We start from the raw sequence: 15,687 nt of genomic DNA, 5'->3' as shown, positions 1-15,687 counted from the left end.
CGTTGGCGCCGACTATACGCTTCGCAAAGGACAACATCAGTAGGTCCCCCTCATCGAACGCCGGGCCTAACGAATGGCGCTCTTGTCCTCAATCGGCCTTCATCCGAATTCCCAGTCTCGCCCGCTCATCCTTGAATACGACAGCGATGGCTTCGATAATCAGCTTGTCTGGATTTGCCTTGCAGTACTGGATCACCTCATGCTCCACGACCTTTCCCTTCCTGAGATCCAGATAATGCTTCTTGGCTAGGCCGTTGTACCAACCGCTGTACCAGGCCGTCAGGGCGTCCGCGTCTTCCTGGTAGGTACCCGCGAGTTGGGCACATGTCAGCTTTTGAACATCAATGAAGCCGTTGCCGTCGACATAGGCCGAAAGCGGCGTCTGGGCGAGAGCGCCGGAGCACGCAATTGTCGTAACAACTGCGAGAAGGTAGTAATACCGCATTCTAGATCCTCTATCTCGCGTCTCTTGTTCGACTTGGGTGGTCCGCGGCAGGCGCGCTTTGCTCAAGGGACCCCTCGCAGTTGAAGCGCTGACAGGCCAAGCGTGACATTCAGCGCGACCGAACCTTCGACTGATACCGGTTGCAGCGCGAAGCTTCTGTTGGATCCGCCGGCCAGAACGTTTGCCCCGACACCAACACCCAACGCCACGTCACCGCTCGCACCAACATAGGTGCCAGCCAGAGCCCCGGCAGGAACGCCGGCGACGGGCGCCAGAACGCCCCACGCCAAGGCGCCGCCACCGATTACCCCAATATCAATTCCTACCGTGTTGAGGGCGCCTTCGTAAAATTGTGGGGGACCGGGCATGGATGGCACGAAGCGGCACTCCATCGACTGGTGTCCGACGATAATGAATCCAATGCTCGGGTTAAGCTTGCAGGTGAGCATACCCGTCTGGGTCCATGTCGGGGTCTGGGCCGAAGCAGGACCGGTGAGTGCAACCAACGTTGCACAGAGAGCCAACGCCTTAGGATTCATGATAGCGCCCTACCCGCATCTTCCGTTTCAAAATCGATAATTGATGCCGCCGCGGAAGGTGTTGAGCTTGTCGGTGCTTACGCCTGTGCCGACCACCTGGGTGTAGAGATATTCACCCTTCAGGGACCAGTTCGGCGTGAAACCATATTCGATACCCAAGCCGGCAACAATGCCAGGACGCCAGGCTGAGGCTGTGCAATTTGGAAGTACGCCGAGCGTACCACATGCGACGCCGGCAATTGAGGTGCCATTCGCGTTCGATTTCACGAAAGCAGCACCACCGGTGACATACAAAAGCAGATTATTGACGGCGACGCCGACTCGCGCCCGAGCCGTTCCAACGGCGCTGATGTTGGACGCGATATTGAGTGTAATACCCTGCCCGATGCCCGCGATAGCCGGACTTATGATGCCGTTGCCCTTCACGTTCGCCCAATCAAGATCGCCCTCAAGGCCGATCACGACATATCCCTGCTGGATTTGGGCACCCATGGTGCCGCCGAACATCCCGCCACTGATATCGAAGCTTGCACGGTCAAACCTGCCAGAGACGAGCGTCAGCGGATCTTGCGTGCCCCAGCCGTAACCGCCGTTCACTCCGACGTAAAGGCCGGTCCAATTATAGACCTGGGCCGCCACGGGCGCGCTCTTGTAGGTCTGCATGGGAAGGTCTGCCGCAAAGGCGCAGGTAGAACTGACGGCAGCAAATCCTGCCCCAATGATAAGTTTCTTCATGTCGTCCATCACGAAAATTTCGTCCCAAATTGGTCAAGAGGCCAACAAGGGCCGGCTGCTAAGCCGGCCCTCGCCGGCAAAGATCAGTAACTCGTAGCGACGGGTCCACCGAATTTGTAGTTCACGCGCACGGTGATCAGATCCACGTCTTGGCTGACCTGATTGACCACGGCAGCAGCGCCTGCCGGTACCGAGAAGGAATTGTTGGCGTTACCCATGATCAAGCGATCATATTCAATGGCGGCCGACCAGTTCGGCGTGAAGCCGTATTCAAACCCAACGCCGATGGCGCCGCCCCAACGGGTTGAGGTCGCATAGTTCAGGCCAACGCCTCCAATCGTGGTAGCTTGAAGAAGGTCGTTGTTCGTCACCGCCGCGCCGCCTTTCAAATACAGCAACGCAGCGTTCCACGCGTAGCCGATCTGGCCGGTGAAAAGACCCAAGCTGGTGACCTTGGAAGAATTGGTAAGAAGCGGATTGACAACGCTCACGTGTGAACTGCGCATATTTGCCCAGTCGCCCTGGCCTTCCAAACCGAACACAAACTGACCGGCCTGCCAACGGTACCCCAGCTGTCCACCGATGACGCCTCCAGACTGACTGTGGCAACCATCAGGAATGACCAGGCCACCTGCCGGTACGACACCCCAGCAATTGCGGCTCGTGCCATATCCGCCATTACCGCCGATGTAGAAGCCGGTCCAATCGTAGACGGCAGTTGCCATCATGGGGGCCTTGGCCGGGTAGGGCCGCTGCGGCAGGTCGGCAGCGAACGCAGGAGCTACGAATGCAGTGAATGCGGCGGCGGTGAGTACGATCTTTCTCATTTCAAAATCCCTTGCAAACACATCAGCCTCAAGTTCGAGGGCCTGTACCGAAAAGTATTTGGGTCAACTCCCGGTCGCTATGTAAAATCGGACAACCAATCGAAAGAAGTCGGTCGTTGCAAATTCGGTACACTGCAGCGTGACGTTTCTGTTTCAGGCCGGACTCAAAGCTATCCGACACGCCGACAGTCAGCTGTCGAATGCCATTGCGCAGACGATCGCACCCGCGCTCCTTCTCGGCGCGTCCGGAGACGCGAATCGCACTTTGCAAATTTGGGTATTGCGGTTGACGACGCTGGCTGAAGCGAGTCGATTCATCCCGCACTTTGCACCCGCGACCTCGCCACCGTCTCCGACGGGCGCTCTCCAAAAAGGGCTCTGTATTCCGAGGCAAAACGACCGAATTCGGTAACGCCGTGTTCGCTCATGATGTTTGTGACTTTGCTTGACGGCCCACATTTTCCGCGGAGTGAACGGCGGACCATGTTGAGTTGACGTAGCTTGAGATAGCTTGCTGGTCCAACGCCCAGTTGCTGCCGGAACGTCCTCAGGAGCGTCCGGCTTGTTACGTCAGCCGCCAGGGCCAGGTCAGCAACCTGGAGCCCTCCCCATTTCTGACCATGGGCGTGCTCCAACGCTTTTGTCACAGTGTCACTGGACAACCGCGACTTTTCCGTTGGGAGGCACATTTCGTTGTCCAAATCCGCAATTGCACCGATCAATGCGTTTAACAACCGGGCAATGCTAAGTCCGTGGAGCGTCGACGTTTGCTCCTTGCGTACGAGCGCGGCTGTGCTCGCGGTTGCCTCAGTCAAACAATTGAGAAATTGTTTCGGGGACGAAATGACGCACTTTGCTTTCTTGAGCCGTGTAAGATGGTTTCTGCCGGTCCTGACAACAAATGTTTCAAAGAGCCCAACAGGCATCGAAATCGACATCCAACGATGGATGCCGCACGACGCGAACGTAAAATCGCTCCCAGGCGGAAGCACCACGAAGTCGTGAGGCCGAAGGATTTGACCGTCAAATATCAGGCAATCAGCAATTTGCTCATCCTGAACGATAAAGCTCAAAGCATCTGGACACGAAACGCCGTGCAAGATCTTGGAGCCTCCCTCCAGGCCAAACTGCAAGACGATCGAACCCAGTTTGCAATGATCGACCGACCAAGGAGCTTGACTGGGACCAGTCAGCAGGAAATTCCCCGTCGCTCCAATAACCATGTCGGAATATTCGTCAAAGCTAAGGCTGTATGATGCTACGTCGCTCGCAGCCGCCAACGGAAAAGTCCTCCCACCCGGTTTCCTACAGGCTCGCCTACGGCTTCATCTTGATGCCAAGCTTCGCGCGCATATCCTTGAACACGACAGCAATCACTTCGACGACCAGCTTGCTGGGATCGGCCTTGCAGTACTGGATGACGTCGTGCCCCGCTTCTTTCGCTCTCATGACGTTGAGACGATGCTTACGCGCGAGACCGTCGCAGCAGCCGCCGTACTACGTGGTGAGCAACTCCGCGTCTTCCTGCCAAGCGCCCGCAAGTTGAGCGCAGGTCAGCGTCTGAACGTCGATGTATCCTTGCTGCGACGATCAGCGCTCTGTGTGTAATTGCTCACCATCTTCGTTTCCGATTGCTGCTTGAGAGCCTGTGGGTCACGCTCGAACTCGCGCCCGCCAAAAAAGGCCGGCACGAGTTCGCGCGCTCAAATCACTTTCCAGGCAGCATGATTGGTCCAGGTGCCATCAGACCCGCTTGATACCGGGCGGTTGCCAAGTTCCTTGACCCGCCGGCAGGATCGACGGCGGCGTAGGCTTCGGCCAATAGAGGCGCATCACGAGATAGATCTTGTCATCCGGCGCCGGAAGCCAATTTGCTTCCCTGTCCGCGCCGGGGCTGTCTTTTTGAATGTACAGCGTCAGCGAACCGTCTGCGTCCTTTTTCATCGCCGACAACATCGGAGAGTTAATGAGGTAGCGATTGATCGGATTCTTGACCAAGAGCTGGCTCTTGCCGTCGTACATCGTAACGGACCAAAACGCATTCACTGGCGGCAATTGGCCGGGTGCAAAGGTGATGGTGTACTTGTGCTTGCTGCCGTCGAGCAACTCACCGGCCGCATCCTTCCGGGTATAGGGGTACATCGCTTCTACGGCATCGTTGCCATAGAGACCGCCCTTGGCGGCGCCCGCCCGCATCGCCCAATCGCCGTTGAAGAAGGCCTCGTCGCCAAAGAACGAACCAACGTTCCAGCCATTGATGTTTTTGTTTCCGCTGGCCAGCCATTTGTCGACCTTGTCGTCACCCTGCTTCATGCCCACCAGGATTTCGGCCTTGTGTTCGAGCGATAGATCCCTGAACGCGAAGGTCTTGCCGGGACCGATGCCAATTCTCGCAAGTTTCGCACGGATCGCCTTGTCCCTCGGCGTCTCGGGGACGAATTGCAGGGCTGCGTCGAGATATTGGAAGAAGTTATCCTTGATCCCGGCCGTGGTGGCAGGAAGGAAATCGATCTTCGGCGCGGCGGGCGGGGCGGGCTGTTTGAGGAAGGCGGAAAGCGGTTGGGCCTTGTAGCCGGCCTGAACTTTCTCGACGTTCGGCATGTCGCCGGGATTGAAGAGCTGGGTGCGGAAAGCCGCGAATGTGAACGGCGTCGTCGATCGGAAAACCTTCTTGATTCCGGTCGGCGTTTCGCCTTTCCAGTCGGGGCCGACCACCAGATAGTCGCCCGGCTCGGTCCCCGTGGCGCGCGTGCCGATGTAGCCGAAATTGTAGGTGTTGCCGTCGATCAGCTGGACCGAGTAGTAGCGGTCCTTCTCGACCGTCGGCACCGAGATGACCATTGGTTCGGCGCGCAAATCCAGCCAGAGTATCGAGTAAGGGGTGTCGCTGTTCGGCGTGATGATTGCCGTGTCCGCCGGGGTGGCGACGTGGTGCATGTTGTAGATTTCGTTGAACGGTGCCTTGAACTGCCCCGAGTTCCTGTCCACGGCATATTCTTGCATGACCGCATAATTCATCACGAGCGGCAAGCCGTAGATGAAGCCTTCCTCAGCGATGTCCTTGGCCTCTAACAGCCTGGGCCAATCGGTTTTGTTCTGCGCAATTGCCGGGGTGTACTTCGCCGTCGTGGCGGCGAGCGCGGCGAGCGCCGCGGTGGAGCGAAGTAAGTCTCGCTTCGTCAACATTTGCCGTACTCCTTTGTTGTTCGATTGAGCTATCGAAACGATCTGCATTCGGATGTCAGGAAATCCATTGCAGCTTATTGGTTGATATGCCGACCGACACATTGACCGCGGCCTCCGCGCCCGGTCCTGCGCAGGGGCCGCTGGTCGCACGTATCCTTAGTAGCAAGGCGGATAGGGGTAATAGCCACAGCGCGGCGGGTAGTAATAAGGATAGGCGACTGCGGCCGCTCCAACAGCCGCGGCTCCGGCAACGGCAGCGCCGCGATAGTAAGCGCCGCGCCATGCCGTTCTGCGGGCGACACCAGCAAACGATAGCGGCGTAAACGGCCGGCCAATGATGTCGATGAAGACCGATGCCGGTCCATCGGACCCCGCCAGGTCGCCTTCGAGCACGTCAACATCGAAAGTCAGCTTGTCGCCTTCAAGCTTCGGTGACTTCAGCACAACCACGGCGTCGACAACAGCCGATCCGTCCTTCTTGAATCCGGAAACCGTTGCGTTCGGCGGATCCTTCGCGAAATTGTCGCTTCCGTTGCCCCAATCCTCGACGATCCGCGCCGTCAGATCATGCCCGGCGGCCCGCACCGGGCGATCCGCAAACACGATGGCATTCGGAGAAATTCCGGCCAGGACAAGCTTTCCGTCCTTCAGGACGGCGCCCTTGGAGTTGAGAACAAACAACGACGGAACGACCTCGGGCTTCGACTGTCCGATGGATTTCTCCAACGGCATATGCTGCTTCGGCTCGGCTGCCGATTGAGCGGAAAGAACCGTCGGCACACACGCCATACCAGCGGCGGCAATGGCGAGAAGAGCGGCGCGCAATATTGTCATTGGTTCATCTTTCTGTATCCTGTCCGCACGGCGGCAGACCGATGTCGTGCCCTCTAACGGGGCACCTCGACTGCCAGATCACCGTGTCCCGTGTCATGCTCTCCGCCCCAACTTGGACCATCGTTGCTGGCATCCGGTGAGCACCGGGAAATGGTTTTCATCTCGCTATTTCACGGCCATTGAGGAGGATGTCTTGCCATTTCACGCCAATAGCGGCGCGCTTTGCCAATTCTTGCTGCCGGATCCGCGAAGCCCGTGAAATCGTCGAGCCGACAAAACAAGCGCTCGACAAGATCACGCGGGTTGCAGGCTTTTGGATCGCTGGAGTACGGATACCTGCTGATCGGGTTTGACGGACGGCAGCCATGCCCCGACGCTGCATCTCCGGTTGCCGGCTACACCCCTCGCATGCGGCTATCAGATCGGATCCTTACAGATAGGCCGTGTAGGACTGGATCCAGAGCACGATACGGGCGATGAGCCCGATGGGTCCCGCATTTTCGGCGAACACCGTCGCCGTGCCCGATGTACCGAGGCGCAAGGTAGAGCGGTCGGCATTCGCTGGAATCGAAATCACCGCGGGGTACGCGCTCGTACCGCCGATTGATCCGACACGAGCGAGCGTCCCTGATACCGCGATCTGACCCTGCCCGACGCCCTCCGGAATCTCCGCGATCCTGGCCTCGTAGATGCGTCCCGGGTCATTGTCGAAAACGAGTTTCACCTGCGCGCCGGGCTTGATGGTGCGAAAGCCATTCTGCGAAAACACACCGACAATGGAAACGTCCGACTCTATGATAAATGACATCGCCGCACGCGCCTGCAGGGCGCGGGCACCAACCGCGAGCGCCACGACGCTAGCGTAGCCGTCCGACGGTGCCTTGACCGTCGTCTGCTCAAGCTCCCATTTTGCGTCATCGAGCTGTGCGCGAGTCTGCAGCACGGTTGTGTTGACACCGCCGATCGACGATTCGAACGAGGCCTTTGCGCTCTGCTGCTGCGCCTCTGCGGACTGCAACTGGGCCACCGCAATGTTGAACTGTTCGCGCGTGTCCTGTTCGCGAAACGACGTGGTGGCTCCGCTGTTTGTCAAGGAGGCGATATCGTTCAGCCTCTTTTCATGAAAAGAGACCTGCTTTTCAAGACCAGCCACATTTGCATTGGCCTGATCGTAATTCGCCTTCAGCACCTCGGCCTGATGCTGAGCGGCTATTAGTGCGGCTTCAAGCTGACGAACCTTGAATCGAAACGGCGTCGGGTCAATTTCGAACAAGACCGCGTCGGCCTTTACCGGCACGTTTGGTTTGACGGGGATTGCAATCACCTCACCACTGACGTTCGGCGTCACTTCCACGACGCGTGATACGACCACGACGCGCCCGTTGGGGGTGAGATAATTCAGCATCGCCATGAAGACGGCGAGAATGGCAATGCCTGCAAGGGCAGCGACGGTTCCGGACGACCAGGTCAGGCGTATCAGCTTGAATTTTGAAAATGCCAGCCAAATCAGGACAAGGTAACTGACGAGAATGATAACCATCGTTCGTCCTGTCGTAGCGGTGGCAGGCTGACGCTAATGTTCTTCAGTCGGTGCCGTTGGAACGCTGTTTTTTCCCTTGTCGAGGGGGCGCGACGTTACTCCCGCTTGGCAGCGAAGGTGTCTTGCCATTTCGCGCCAATCGCGACGATTTCTGCTGATTGCCCGCATGCGGCTCCTTCCCGGGTTGGGACTTGTCATTTCGTTGAACAGTTCGCTGCCGCCGATAGATGACGGGCTGCATTTCTGTCAAACGCATGAAGACACGGCTGAAGCTGCTCGTTCCCGCATAGCCGAGGCGCAGGGCGATCTCCGATATGCGCTGGTTGGATTCTAGAAGCAGGTAGCAGGCTGTATCGAGACGCACTTCCGCAACTATGTCGCTGTAGCTGGTGCCCATTCCGGCGAGATGACGCTGCAACGAGCGCGGGCTTATCCCCAGTTGGAATGCGGTGCGTTGAAGCGCTGCGTCACCGTGACGCAGTGAGGCAGCAATCGCCGCGCGCACCGAGTACCGGGAAGGAATATGAACAGGCTTCATGGGACCGAAGGCATGTGGTGAAGACCAAACGCCGAGACGCCTCGTCTAGCCTTCGCTTTTGCTGGAGCATGGGAGAAGAATCGTCGGACGTCTTGCCATAAGCCGCCAAGCTAAAGCCGAAGGGCGCGCTGGCTGCCAATGGGCCAGCCCAGCCTCTTCCTCCCAATGCAGCGAGTAGATATTTTGCAATACACGCCAACCGGGAGCTATTAAGCTTTCGGCAGCCCAGCCAGGCCGCACGCCGAATACGTGGAAAATCGCCGAACTCAATTTCAGCGCGAGAACCCAAAATTGACCGTACTTCCTCTAACTCGTTGCCAATTCATTATTCCTTTCGCTCACATTTGTGATGAGATCGGTGCTCCAACGGAGGCGTTGCTGACCAAGTTTCGCCTTCCAGCTTCTTTGGAGGAAAAGCCCGAGCACTATATCCCAATCCTGCAAGCGATACGTTTCGCGGAAGCCGCACAGCGGTCGCAGGGCATCACAGACATTGGTTTTCAAGCTGCTCGCCGGCTGCAATTCTGCCACCTGAGCGAAAAGCTTCGCGCCAGCATCCGCTTCTCGCCGACGCTGTTCATTGCCTTGCAGCAATTGTGCAAATGGGCGCCGCTTGAAGACACGACCGTGAGTGTGTGGCTGGAGCGCAACGATAATCACGTGAGAATTTGCAGCAAGCTCGCAGGCGCGGCCTGCATACCGCATCTTGAGCATTCGCAGTGGCTTCAGAATGTTGTCGTGATGCATATCGTAAGGCAATTTGCCGGCCTCTACTGGGTTCCGGAGACGATGGCCTTCGAAGCCCGCTATGAACCGAGCCTTGAGACACGGTCGTTCTGGCAAAATACCCGCTTCTTATCGGATCAGAATTCCTCATGGATCGATATTCCCGTTTCATTCCTGGATCTCCCCAATCTCGCAAGCGAGACGCAGGCGGCTTCACATGACGACGGGGTTGCGCCGTCCGGCCACGAAATCGTCTCAGCAGTCAAATTGATGCTGCCGTCCTATTTGGACGAAAGGATTCCAACCCTCGCGGAAATCGCAGAGATGGCCGGCATCAGTATCAGAAGCTTTCAACGCAAGCTTTCAAGCGCCGGGGTTACGTATTCTGACCTGCTTGACGGGGTCCGCTTTGAAAATGCCGCTAAACTTCTGCGCGACACGAATTCCAAGATCATCGATGTCGCATTTTCCTCGGGCTACACCGACCCTGCGCATTTCACTCGAGCTTTCCGACGCTTTTCCGGAGTTACGCCGAGAGAGTTTCGCGGCAAATGGAAGCCGCAATAGGCGTCGGTCCGGCGATATGAACGTCAAACATGGCGGCTTCCGATTGGCGCAAAAATGGCAACTTTGACAACGTGTACCCGCCATAGGATGCCGAACGTGAGACCTCATTCTGTCGCCGCCTCCTCAAATTTGGTGATAATTTCCCACGATCTCAACATCGCCAACGTTGTCTTTGGGCCACCAGCCATGGGCGGAGAGGACGATTTTCTTTCCATAACTGCCCATTCCGCAAACGGAAGATGGGCCTCCACAAGATCGGCTTCGTCGACAGTTGATACCATGATCACGACGACGATCTGGAAATTCCGCCGCAAGCTCGGCGCGTTTCGGCAACGCGCCCGCTTCGAGCCTGTTGAGATCACACGCCATCGTCGGCGCGCTGAGCGTTTCGACTGGATGGAGGCAGCTAGTCGACGGACGTGCCGCACCTCTGATACGGCCGCCGTCGTCATCGATGCGGTGAAGCGGGCCACAATGCGCCCGGAACATGAGCCACTCGACGAACTGTTGAAATGACGTGCTCACGCTATGCTGAGCTTGGCCATTGGATTCAGAAACGTAGCGCTTGCCGGCCGAAGTTCGTGCCGCGACGACATCATGTGCGTGGTTACGTTGTGATTTGAACCTATGAGCTAAGTCATTGATGTTGTTAGGGCCGATTTAAGAAGCAAGAATAACCCCAGCAATCCGTTGAGATTACTGGGGTTTTTCATCAACTTGGTTGCGGGGACCTGCAACCATCTCAAATTGCTCTTCGAGGCCGAGGCCTAAGGCCACGGCAAGAGGGTCGGAATCAGTTAGCCGCCGGCCCTGGGGAGTCTGCGTCGCAAAAAACTCCGCAGCGGACCATGCCGAGAAGCTCGGCGCGGGCCGCCTGATCCTGTCGGGTTCCTCCTCCATGCAATTGAAGCGCTCTTTTGACCAGCCTCGGACAAGTTCCGCCTACCGCCGGCTGAGCAGGATGTTCCGTTGCTGCAGATCCTTGATCCTCGCGGGCGCAAAGTCGAGCTGGCCAAGAACGTCTTCATTGTGCTCGCCCTGATAGGCCGGCACGCCGGGCGACGGCAGTTCCGAGCGGCTGAAGATCCAGGGGTTGCCCGGCATGCGGACCAGCCCGCCGGCGCGGTCATCGACCTCGACCACGGCGTTCCACTCCCTGGCCCATTCGGTCTCCACGAACTCGTTGACGGTACGCACGCGCCCGACCGCGAGCCCGGCTTCACTGACCTGTGCCTGCAACTGTTCGAGGTTCTCGAACGTGGTGATCCAGGCACGGATTTCCGCGAGCAACGGCGCGAGGTTCTGCCGGCGCAGGCTGGCGGTGGCGTAGCGCGGATCCACCAGCAGATCGCTTCGACGCATCATCGCGCAGTAGCGCGTGAACATCGGCGAATAGATCGGGCTCGCGGCGATCGTCAGCCGGACGCCGTCGGACATCTCGAAGATGTGCGACTCGTTCGCCGACAGAGCGATCGGCTCGCCGTCGGTATCAATCCCCGACATCATCGCGCCAGCGCGCTCGTTGACCGACAGCATCGTCGCGGCCATCGACACGTCGATGTGCTGTCCCTCGCCGGTGCGGTTGCGATGCTGAAGCGCGGCGAGCACGGCGATCACGCCCTGCAGCCCGGTATAGACATCGGCATGGCTGCAGGAATCGCCGCGCGGCTCGGACAGCGCCTCGCCGAAGTGATCCTGCACGATCGAGGTCAGGCCGGTCTCGGCCTGCACCGTTGGCGCAAAGGCCGGACGATTGCGCCACGAGGTCGACTGCCCGTAGCCGCTCAGCGAGACGTAGATGATGCCGGGGTTGAAGGCGCGGACGTCATCATAGCTAAAGCCGAATCGCGCCAAGGTGCCGGGACGGAAATTCTCGACGATGATGTCGGCATCTTTACACAGACGAGCGACGATCTCGCGCCCCTCCGCGTAGTTCAGGTCGATGCTGAGATTCCGCTTGCCGGCGTTCTGCTGCACGAAATAGAGGCCCATGCCGCCGACATGGGGCAGTCCGGCGCGGCCGATGTCGCCTGACGGCGGTTCGATTTTGGTGACGTCGGCGCCGAGGTCGCGTAGCGCCTTGGTGCAATGAGGACCAGCCAGCACGCGGGTAAAATCGACCACCCGCAATCCTTGGAGAGGTGCAGCGGACATCATCAATCTCCCTCGAAGACGGCCGTTGCCGGGCCCGACGAGAAGAAGGCATCGGCACCGCGCTGGCGATCCTTCGCTTTCCAGATCATGTCGTTGATTTCGACCTGTCGCGCATCTGCCGCCGCGACGCCGCCGCGTGCCTGCAGGTTCGCTTGCATCTTGACGCCCGCGATGACCTTGGTCGGGCCGGCGGCGAGCTGCCGGGCCATGGTCATCGATGATGCCGCCAGCTCCGCTTCCGGGACGACGAGGTTGATGATGCCCCAGCGCTCGAACGCCTCGGGCGTGTGACGGCGGCCTAGCATCGCGATCTCCTTGGCCCGCGCGATGCCGGCGCGTTGCGCGATGCGCTGCGTACCCCCGAGCAACGGCAGCAATCCGACCGCAACCTCGACCTGGCCAAGGAACGCGGTGTTCGCGGCGACGATCATGTCACAGGTCAAAGCGAGCTCAAGCCCGCCGCCGAGCACGCCGCCGTTGACGGCTGCAACGGTCGGGACCGGTACATCCTCGAGACTGCGCCAGACTCTTTCGAGCCCAGCCTGATCGGTGTGAAGTTTGGTGCCGGTTCCCCACGAGGCCATCTCCGCGCCGGCGCAGAAGTGCCGCATCGCGCTGCGCAGCAGGATGGCGCGGCAGCCGGCTGCGACCACGGCGTGGTACGCGCCGACCACATCGTTGATGAGCTGGTCGTCGAGCAAATTGTGCGGCGGCTTCGCAAGCGTTACCACGCCGACCTTGCCGTCCATCTCATGAAGTACCGTCGCCATCCAGGTTCCCTCCGCTCGATGCAAAAGCCGGCCGGCCCCGCTTTCGGCGCGGCGTCACGGCGGCCAGACGTCTCCTCTTGCAGGGCCGTTCCGTACAGCTCCCGCGGTTCCGACCATTTGAATGTCACGCGTCATAACAAGCGTGACAACGTCAAGCTCTGCCAATTATGATGTCGAAAATTGCCAAACGGCCGGAAGAGCCGTTCGTCGGCTTGTCAATCTGTGCCAGCCGGACGTGGAGGACGTGCCATGAAGCCGATCAAGATCGTGATGCCGATCTCAAGCGATCCCGATGCGCCGACGCAGAGCCTGCTGGGCCTCGGCGCGCTGGCTGCCGAGCTCGCGGCACAGGGCGTGTCGGTTCGCGAGCTGTTTGCGCGGACCGGTCTCGACGCTTCCCAGCTCGAGGATCCCCATGCCCGAATCTCGCACCGCCAACGGCTGGCGATCTACCGCAACGCGATGCGGCTGGCGAAGCGATCCGACATCGGGCTGCTCGCGGGAGCCCGGCAACGCATCAGCGATTACGGCATCTACGGCTATGCGCTGGTGTCGAGCCGCACATTCGGCGAAGCGCTGATGTTCTCGCTCGATCACATCACGATGGCGGGGCCGGCGGTGCGGCAGATCAGCTTCCGGATCGAGCACGGAACAACCGCGATCCTGCGCAGCCATGGGCTCGACCCGCTGGGCGCGCTGCTGCCGTTCGCCGCGGAATTCTGGCGCAGCTCGATGACCGCGGTGTTCAGCCGCATCCTCGAATCGCCGTTCCCGAGCAAGCGGATGATCTTTCCGTTCGCCGCCCCAGTGCACTGGCGCAACTACGAGCGGATGTTCAACTGCCCGATCGACTTCAGCGCCGATCGGATGGAATGGCATTTCGACGCCAAGGTGCTCGATCTGCCCTGCCCCAACGCGAACCCGATCACCGCGAAGATCTGCCACCAGCTCTGCGACGTCGTCATGACCGAGCGGGCCGGCGAATCCGAGCTGGTCAGGCGGATCAGGGCCGCCTGCCTCAACAGTCCCAACCGATTTGCCGGCGCGCCGGAGATCGCATCGCAGCTCGGGCTGTCGTTGCGAACCTTCCACCGCAGGCTGGCGGAGGACGGGCAGTCGTTCCAGTCGATCGTAGACGGGATGCGGCGGTCGATCGCGACGGAGCTGCTCGAGAACACCCATCTGGCAATCGACCAGGTCGCCGAGCGTGTCGGCTTTGCCGATGCGACCAGCTTTCGCAAGGCGTTCAAGAAATGGACAAGCCGTTCGCCGTCCGACTTCCGTCACCCTACAGGGCCGCGAGCAGCAGCATCACCAGACGCGTGACCAGGAGCAGCGACAGTCCAACCGCCAAGGTCACGAGCTGTCCCAAGCGGACATCGTCCGGGTCGACCGCTCCCGTCTGAAGATGTGCGTAGATGAGCAGCGATTGACACTCCACATCAGCCTCGCGCTGTCAGGCGTGGTTACTTCCGGCAATGACGGCATCGGCTGGGCCGATCCGGCCGACACATGAGCCGAACCCGATGCTCGCAAAACCTTCCCGGCTGCAGCGGCCGCGGAAGGTCACCTCGTCGCCGTCCTCGAGGAAGCCGCGGCGCTCGCCGTTCGGAAGCACGGCCGGCCTCGCTCCTGCGGCGGTGAACTCGAGCATGCTCGAGAGCTGGGCCGGACTCGGTCCCGAGATGGTGCCGGAGCCGATCAGGTCGCCCGGCTGCAGATTGCAGCCGTTGATGCTGTGGTGCGCGACCATCTGCGCAGGTGTCCAATACAGGTATTTGGCATTGGATGTGAGAATTGCCGCGGCGGGCTGGTTCGCAGCGCGCATCTTTGCCGTCGAGATCCGGACCTTAGATGAACGTCGAGTCCGCCGTGCGACTGATCGGCCATGTCGAACAGATAATCGAGCGGACGCGGATCGCCGTCGGGCCGGGCCAGCGCCGCGACCCGGAACGGCGCCAACGCATCCGACGTGACCACCCATGGCGACACCGAGGTCGCAAAGCTCTTGCTGAGGAACGGTCCAAGCGGAAACATCTCCCAGCGCTGGATGTCGCGCGCTGACCAGTCGTTCAGCAGCGAATAGCCGACGATCTGCTGCGATGCCTCGGAAATCGGGACGGGATTGCCGAGCCGGTTGCCGGCAGCGAGGTAGAAACCCATCTCGAGCTCGAAATCCAACCGTTCGCACGGGCCGAAGCCCGGCGCGCCGCCCGCCACCGTTGGCGGACGCTGCCCGAGCGGCCGCCGCACGATCCCGCGACCGACCTGCACGGACGAGGCGCGGCCGTGATAGGCGATAGGCACCCATTTGTAGTTCGCGGGAAGCGGGTTCTCCGGCGTCAGCAGCGCACCTGCCGCCTGTGCGTGATAGATGCCGGCATAGAAGTCCGTGTAGTTCGGGACGCGTGTGGGCAGATGCAGCGTTGCGTCGGCGAGCGGCGTCAGCAGTTCGGAGGCACGCCGCCTGGTGTCATTGGCCGCGCTGCCCTGGCCAAGCAGATCGGCGACACGGCGGCGCAGCTCCCGCATCGCCACAGGTCCGAGCGCGAACAGCTCATTGAGCGTGCCCTGCCCGAGGGCCTGGCGGATCGGTACCGGGAGGCGCTCATCCGAACCGAGCGCTCGCTTCAGGTCGAAGACCAAATCCCCAATTGCGGTGCCGGTCCGCGGCTGGGGATCGGCCGCGGTGCTGAAGATGCCGAGCGGCAAATTCTGGATCGGGAAGTCGGTCGCGTCGCCGTTTGCCGCCTCGACAAAGCTGCGCCTTGCCGGGTCGTGGGTCTCGTCGAGTTGATACGCGTTGGCCATGCTGTCTTCCAGACT

17 protein-coding genes are annotated in these 15,687 nt (G+C 60.0%); 3 read left to right on the top strand and 14 right to left on the bottom strand.

Features of this window, described 5'->3' with window-relative positions; genetic code table 11:
• Positions 1 to 88: 88 nt before the first annotated feature.
• The 10 genes from IF803_RS31700 to IF803_RS31655 form a co-directional block, all read right to left on the bottom strand.
• Positions 89 to 445, bottom strand: coding sequence for an HdeA/HdeB family chaperone (locus IF803_RS31700; RefSeq protein ID WP_461194765.1), 357 nt, complete (start codon positions 443 to 445; stop codon positions 89 to 91).
• Positions 446 to 507: 62 nt separating this feature from the next.
• Entirely contained in the window at positions 508 to 984 is a 477-nt protein-coding gene (locus IF803_RS31695; RefSeq protein ID WP_461194764.1) for a DUF992 domain-containing protein, read from the bottom strand.
• 27 nt (positions 985 to 1,011) lie between these two features.
• Positions 1,012 to 1,728, bottom strand: a complete 717-nt coding sequence (locus IF803_RS31690) for an outer membrane protein (RefSeq protein ID WP_461194763.1) — start codon at positions 1,726 to 1,728, stop codon at positions 1,012 to 1,014.
• Positions 1,729 to 1,802: 74 nt separating this feature from the next.
• Positions 1,803 to 2,546 (bottom strand): outer membrane protein, encoded by a 744-nt coding sequence (locus IF803_RS31685; RefSeq protein WP_304497272.1) that lies wholly within the window; start codon positions 2,544 to 2,546, stop codon positions 1,803 to 1,805.
• A gap of 314 nt (positions 2,547 to 2,860) precedes the next feature.
• Positions 2,861 to 3,826, bottom strand: a complete 966-nt coding sequence (locus IF803_RS31680; RefSeq protein ID WP_304497273.1) for a helix-turn-helix domain-containing protein — start codon at positions 3,824 to 3,826, stop codon at positions 2,861 to 2,863.
• Positions 3,827 to 3,863: 37 nt separating this feature from the next.
• Positions 3,864 to 3,995 carry a hypothetical protein gene (locus tag IF803_RS31675; RefSeq protein WP_304497274.1) on the bottom strand — a complete coding sequence of 44 codons (132 nt, stop codon included), beginning with the start codon at positions 3,993 to 3,995 and terminating at the stop codon, positions 3,864 to 3,866.
• A gap of 294 nt (positions 3,996 to 4,289) precedes the next feature.
• Complete coding sequence (locus IF803_RS31670) at positions 4,290 to 5,732, bottom strand: DUF1254 domain-containing protein (RefSeq protein WP_461194762.1); 1,443 nt, start codon at positions 5,730 to 5,732, stop codon at positions 4,290 to 4,292.
• 156 nt (positions 5,733 to 5,888) lie between these two features.
• Positions 5,889 to 6,566: a hypothetical protein gene (locus tag IF803_RS31665; protein ID WP_420888154.1), complete on the bottom strand. Its 678-nt coding sequence runs from the start codon at positions 6,564 to 6,566 to the stop codon at positions 5,889 to 5,891.
• A gap of 430 nt (positions 6,567 to 6,996) precedes the next feature.
• On the bottom strand, positions 6,997 to 8,106 hold the full coding sequence (locus IF803_RS31660; protein WP_461194761.1) for an HlyD family secretion protein: 1,110 nt from the start codon (positions 8,104 to 8,106) through the stop codon (positions 6,997 to 6,999).
• Between the two features lie 43 nt (positions 8,107 to 8,149).
• The gene (locus IF803_RS31655; RefSeq protein WP_461194760.1) at positions 8,150 to 8,644 is read right to left on the bottom strand and encodes a helix-turn-helix domain-containing protein; all 495 of its coding nucleotides are present in this window, start codon (positions 8,642 to 8,644) and stop codon (positions 8,150 to 8,152) included.
• Positions 8,645 to 8,893: 249 nt separating this feature from the next.
• Here IF803_RS31655 and IF803_RS31650 point away from each other — a divergent pair, with 249 nt between their 5' ends.
• A complete protein-coding gene (locus IF803_RS31650; RefSeq protein WP_461194759.1) occupies positions 8,894 to 9,937 on the top strand; it encodes an AraC family transcriptional regulator in 1,044 nt (347 codons plus the stop codon).
• 279 nt (positions 9,938 to 10,216) lie between these two features.
• Positions 10,217 to 10,453: a type II toxin-antitoxin system prevent-host-death family antitoxin gene (locus IF803_RS31645; protein ID WP_461194758.1), complete on the top strand. Its 237-nt coding sequence runs from the start codon at positions 10,217 to 10,219 to the stop codon at positions 10,451 to 10,453.
• Between the two features lie 426 nt (positions 10,454 to 10,879).
• On the opposite strand, the gene IF803_RS31640 is transcribed toward IF803_RS31645, so the two are convergent.
• On the bottom strand, positions 10,880 to 12,091 hold the full coding sequence (locus tag IF803_RS31640) for a CaiB/BaiF CoA transferase family protein (protein WP_028341968.1): 1,212 nt from the start codon (positions 12,089 to 12,091) through the stop codon (positions 10,880 to 10,882).
• A 2-nt stretch (positions 12,092 to 12,093) separates the two neighbouring features.
• Positions 12,094 to 12,861 carry an enoyl-CoA hydratase/isomerase family protein gene (locus tag IF803_RS31635; RefSeq protein ID WP_028341967.1) on the bottom strand — a complete coding sequence of 256 codons (768 nt, stop codon included), beginning with the start codon at positions 12,859 to 12,861 and terminating at the stop codon, positions 12,094 to 12,096.
• Positions 12,862 to 13,110: 249 nt separating this feature from the next.
• Here IF803_RS31635 and IF803_RS31630 point away from each other — a divergent pair, with 249 nt between their 5' ends.
• Positions 13,111 to 14,187 carry an AraC family transcriptional regulator gene (locus tag IF803_RS31630; RefSeq protein ID WP_028341966.1) on the top strand — a complete coding sequence of 359 codons (1,077 nt, stop codon included), beginning with the start codon at positions 13,111 to 13,113 and terminating at the stop codon, positions 14,185 to 14,187.
• A gap of 130 nt (positions 14,188 to 14,317) precedes the next feature.
• Here the strand turns inward: IF803_RS31630 and IF803_RS31625 are convergent, their stop codons facing one another.
• Positions 14,318 to 14,614 carry a fumarylacetoacetate hydrolase family protein gene (locus IF803_RS31625; protein WP_461194757.1) on the bottom strand — a complete coding sequence of 99 codons (297 nt, stop codon included), beginning with the start codon at positions 14,612 to 14,614 and terminating at the stop codon, positions 14,318 to 14,320.
• Positions 14,563 to 15,672 carry a fumarylacetoacetate hydrolase family protein gene (locus IF803_RS31620; protein ID WP_461194756.1) on the bottom strand — a complete coding sequence of 370 codons (1,110 nt, stop codon included), beginning with the start codon at positions 15,670 to 15,672 and terminating at the stop codon, positions 14,563 to 14,565. The genes IF803_RS31625 and IF803_RS31620 overlap by 52 nt, the downstream gene beginning before the upstream one ends.
• Between the last annotated feature and the right edge of the window lie 15 nt (positions 15,673 to 15,687).

This window comes from Bradyrhizobium sp. UFLA06-06 (assembly GCF_054820065.1).
The sequence above is the reverse complement of the archived record's forward strand: the minus strand, read 5'-3'. Positions and strand labels throughout refer to the sequence as shown.

Excerpts from the sequence above, each read along its gene's own strand:
- IF803_RS31700 (WP_461194765.1), bottom strand. The coding sequence starts at position 445 with ATGCGGTATTACTACCTTCTCGCAGTTGTTACGACAATTGCGTGCTCC.
- IF803_RS31695 (WP_461194764.1), bottom strand. The coding sequence starts at position 984 with ATGAATCCTAAGGCGTTGGCTCTCTGTGCAACGTTGGTTGCACTCACC.
- IF803_RS31690 (WP_461194763.1), bottom strand. The coding sequence starts at position 1,728 with ATGGACGACATGAAGAAACTTATCATTGGGGCAGGATTTGCTGCCGTC.
- IF803_RS31685 (WP_304497272.1), bottom strand. The coding sequence starts at position 2,546 with ATGAGAAAGATCGTACTCACCGCCGCCGCATTCACTGCATTCGTAGCT.
- IF803_RS31675 (WP_304497274.1), bottom strand. The coding sequence starts at position 3,995 with ATGAGAGCGAAAGAAGCGGGGCACGACGTCATCCAGTACTGCAAGGCC.
- IF803_RS31670 (WP_461194762.1), bottom strand. The coding sequence starts at position 5,732 with ATGTTGACGAAGCGAGACTTACTTCGCTCCACCGCGGCGCTCGCCGCG.
- IF803_RS31665 (WP_420888154.1), bottom strand. The coding sequence starts at position 6,566 with ATGACAATATTGCGCGCCGCTCTTCTCGCCATTGCCGCCGCTGGTATG.
- IF803_RS31660 (WP_461194761.1), bottom strand. The coding sequence starts at position 8,106 with ATGGTTATCATTCTCGTCAGTTACCTTGTCCTGATTTGGCTGGCATTT.
- IF803_RS31655 (WP_461194760.1), bottom strand. The coding sequence starts at position 8,644 with ATGAAGCCTGTTCATATTCCTTCCCGGTACTCGGTGCGCGCGGCGATT.
- IF803_RS31645 (WP_461194758.1), top strand. The coding sequence starts at position 10,217 with ATGATCACGACGACGATCTGGAAATTCCGCCGCAAGCTCGGCGCGTTT.
- IF803_RS31640 (WP_028341968.1), bottom strand. The coding sequence starts at position 12,091 with ATGTCCGCTGCACCTCTCCAAGGATTGCGGGTGGTCGATTTTACCCGC.
- IF803_RS31635 (WP_028341967.1), bottom strand. The coding sequence starts at position 12,861 with ATGGCGACGGTACTTCATGAGATGGACGGCAAGGTCGGCGTGGTAACG.
- IF803_RS31630 (WP_028341966.1), top strand. The coding sequence starts at position 13,111 with ATGAAGCCGATCAAGATCGTGATGCCGATCTCAAGCGATCCCGATGCG.
- IF803_RS31625 (WP_461194757.1), bottom strand. The coding sequence starts at position 14,614 with ATGGTCGCGCACCACAGCATCAACGGCTGCAATCTGCAGCCGGGCGAC.
- IF803_RS31620 (WP_461194756.1), bottom strand. The coding sequence starts at position 15,672 with ATGGCCAACGCGTATCAACTCGACGAGACCCACGACCCGGCAAGGCGC.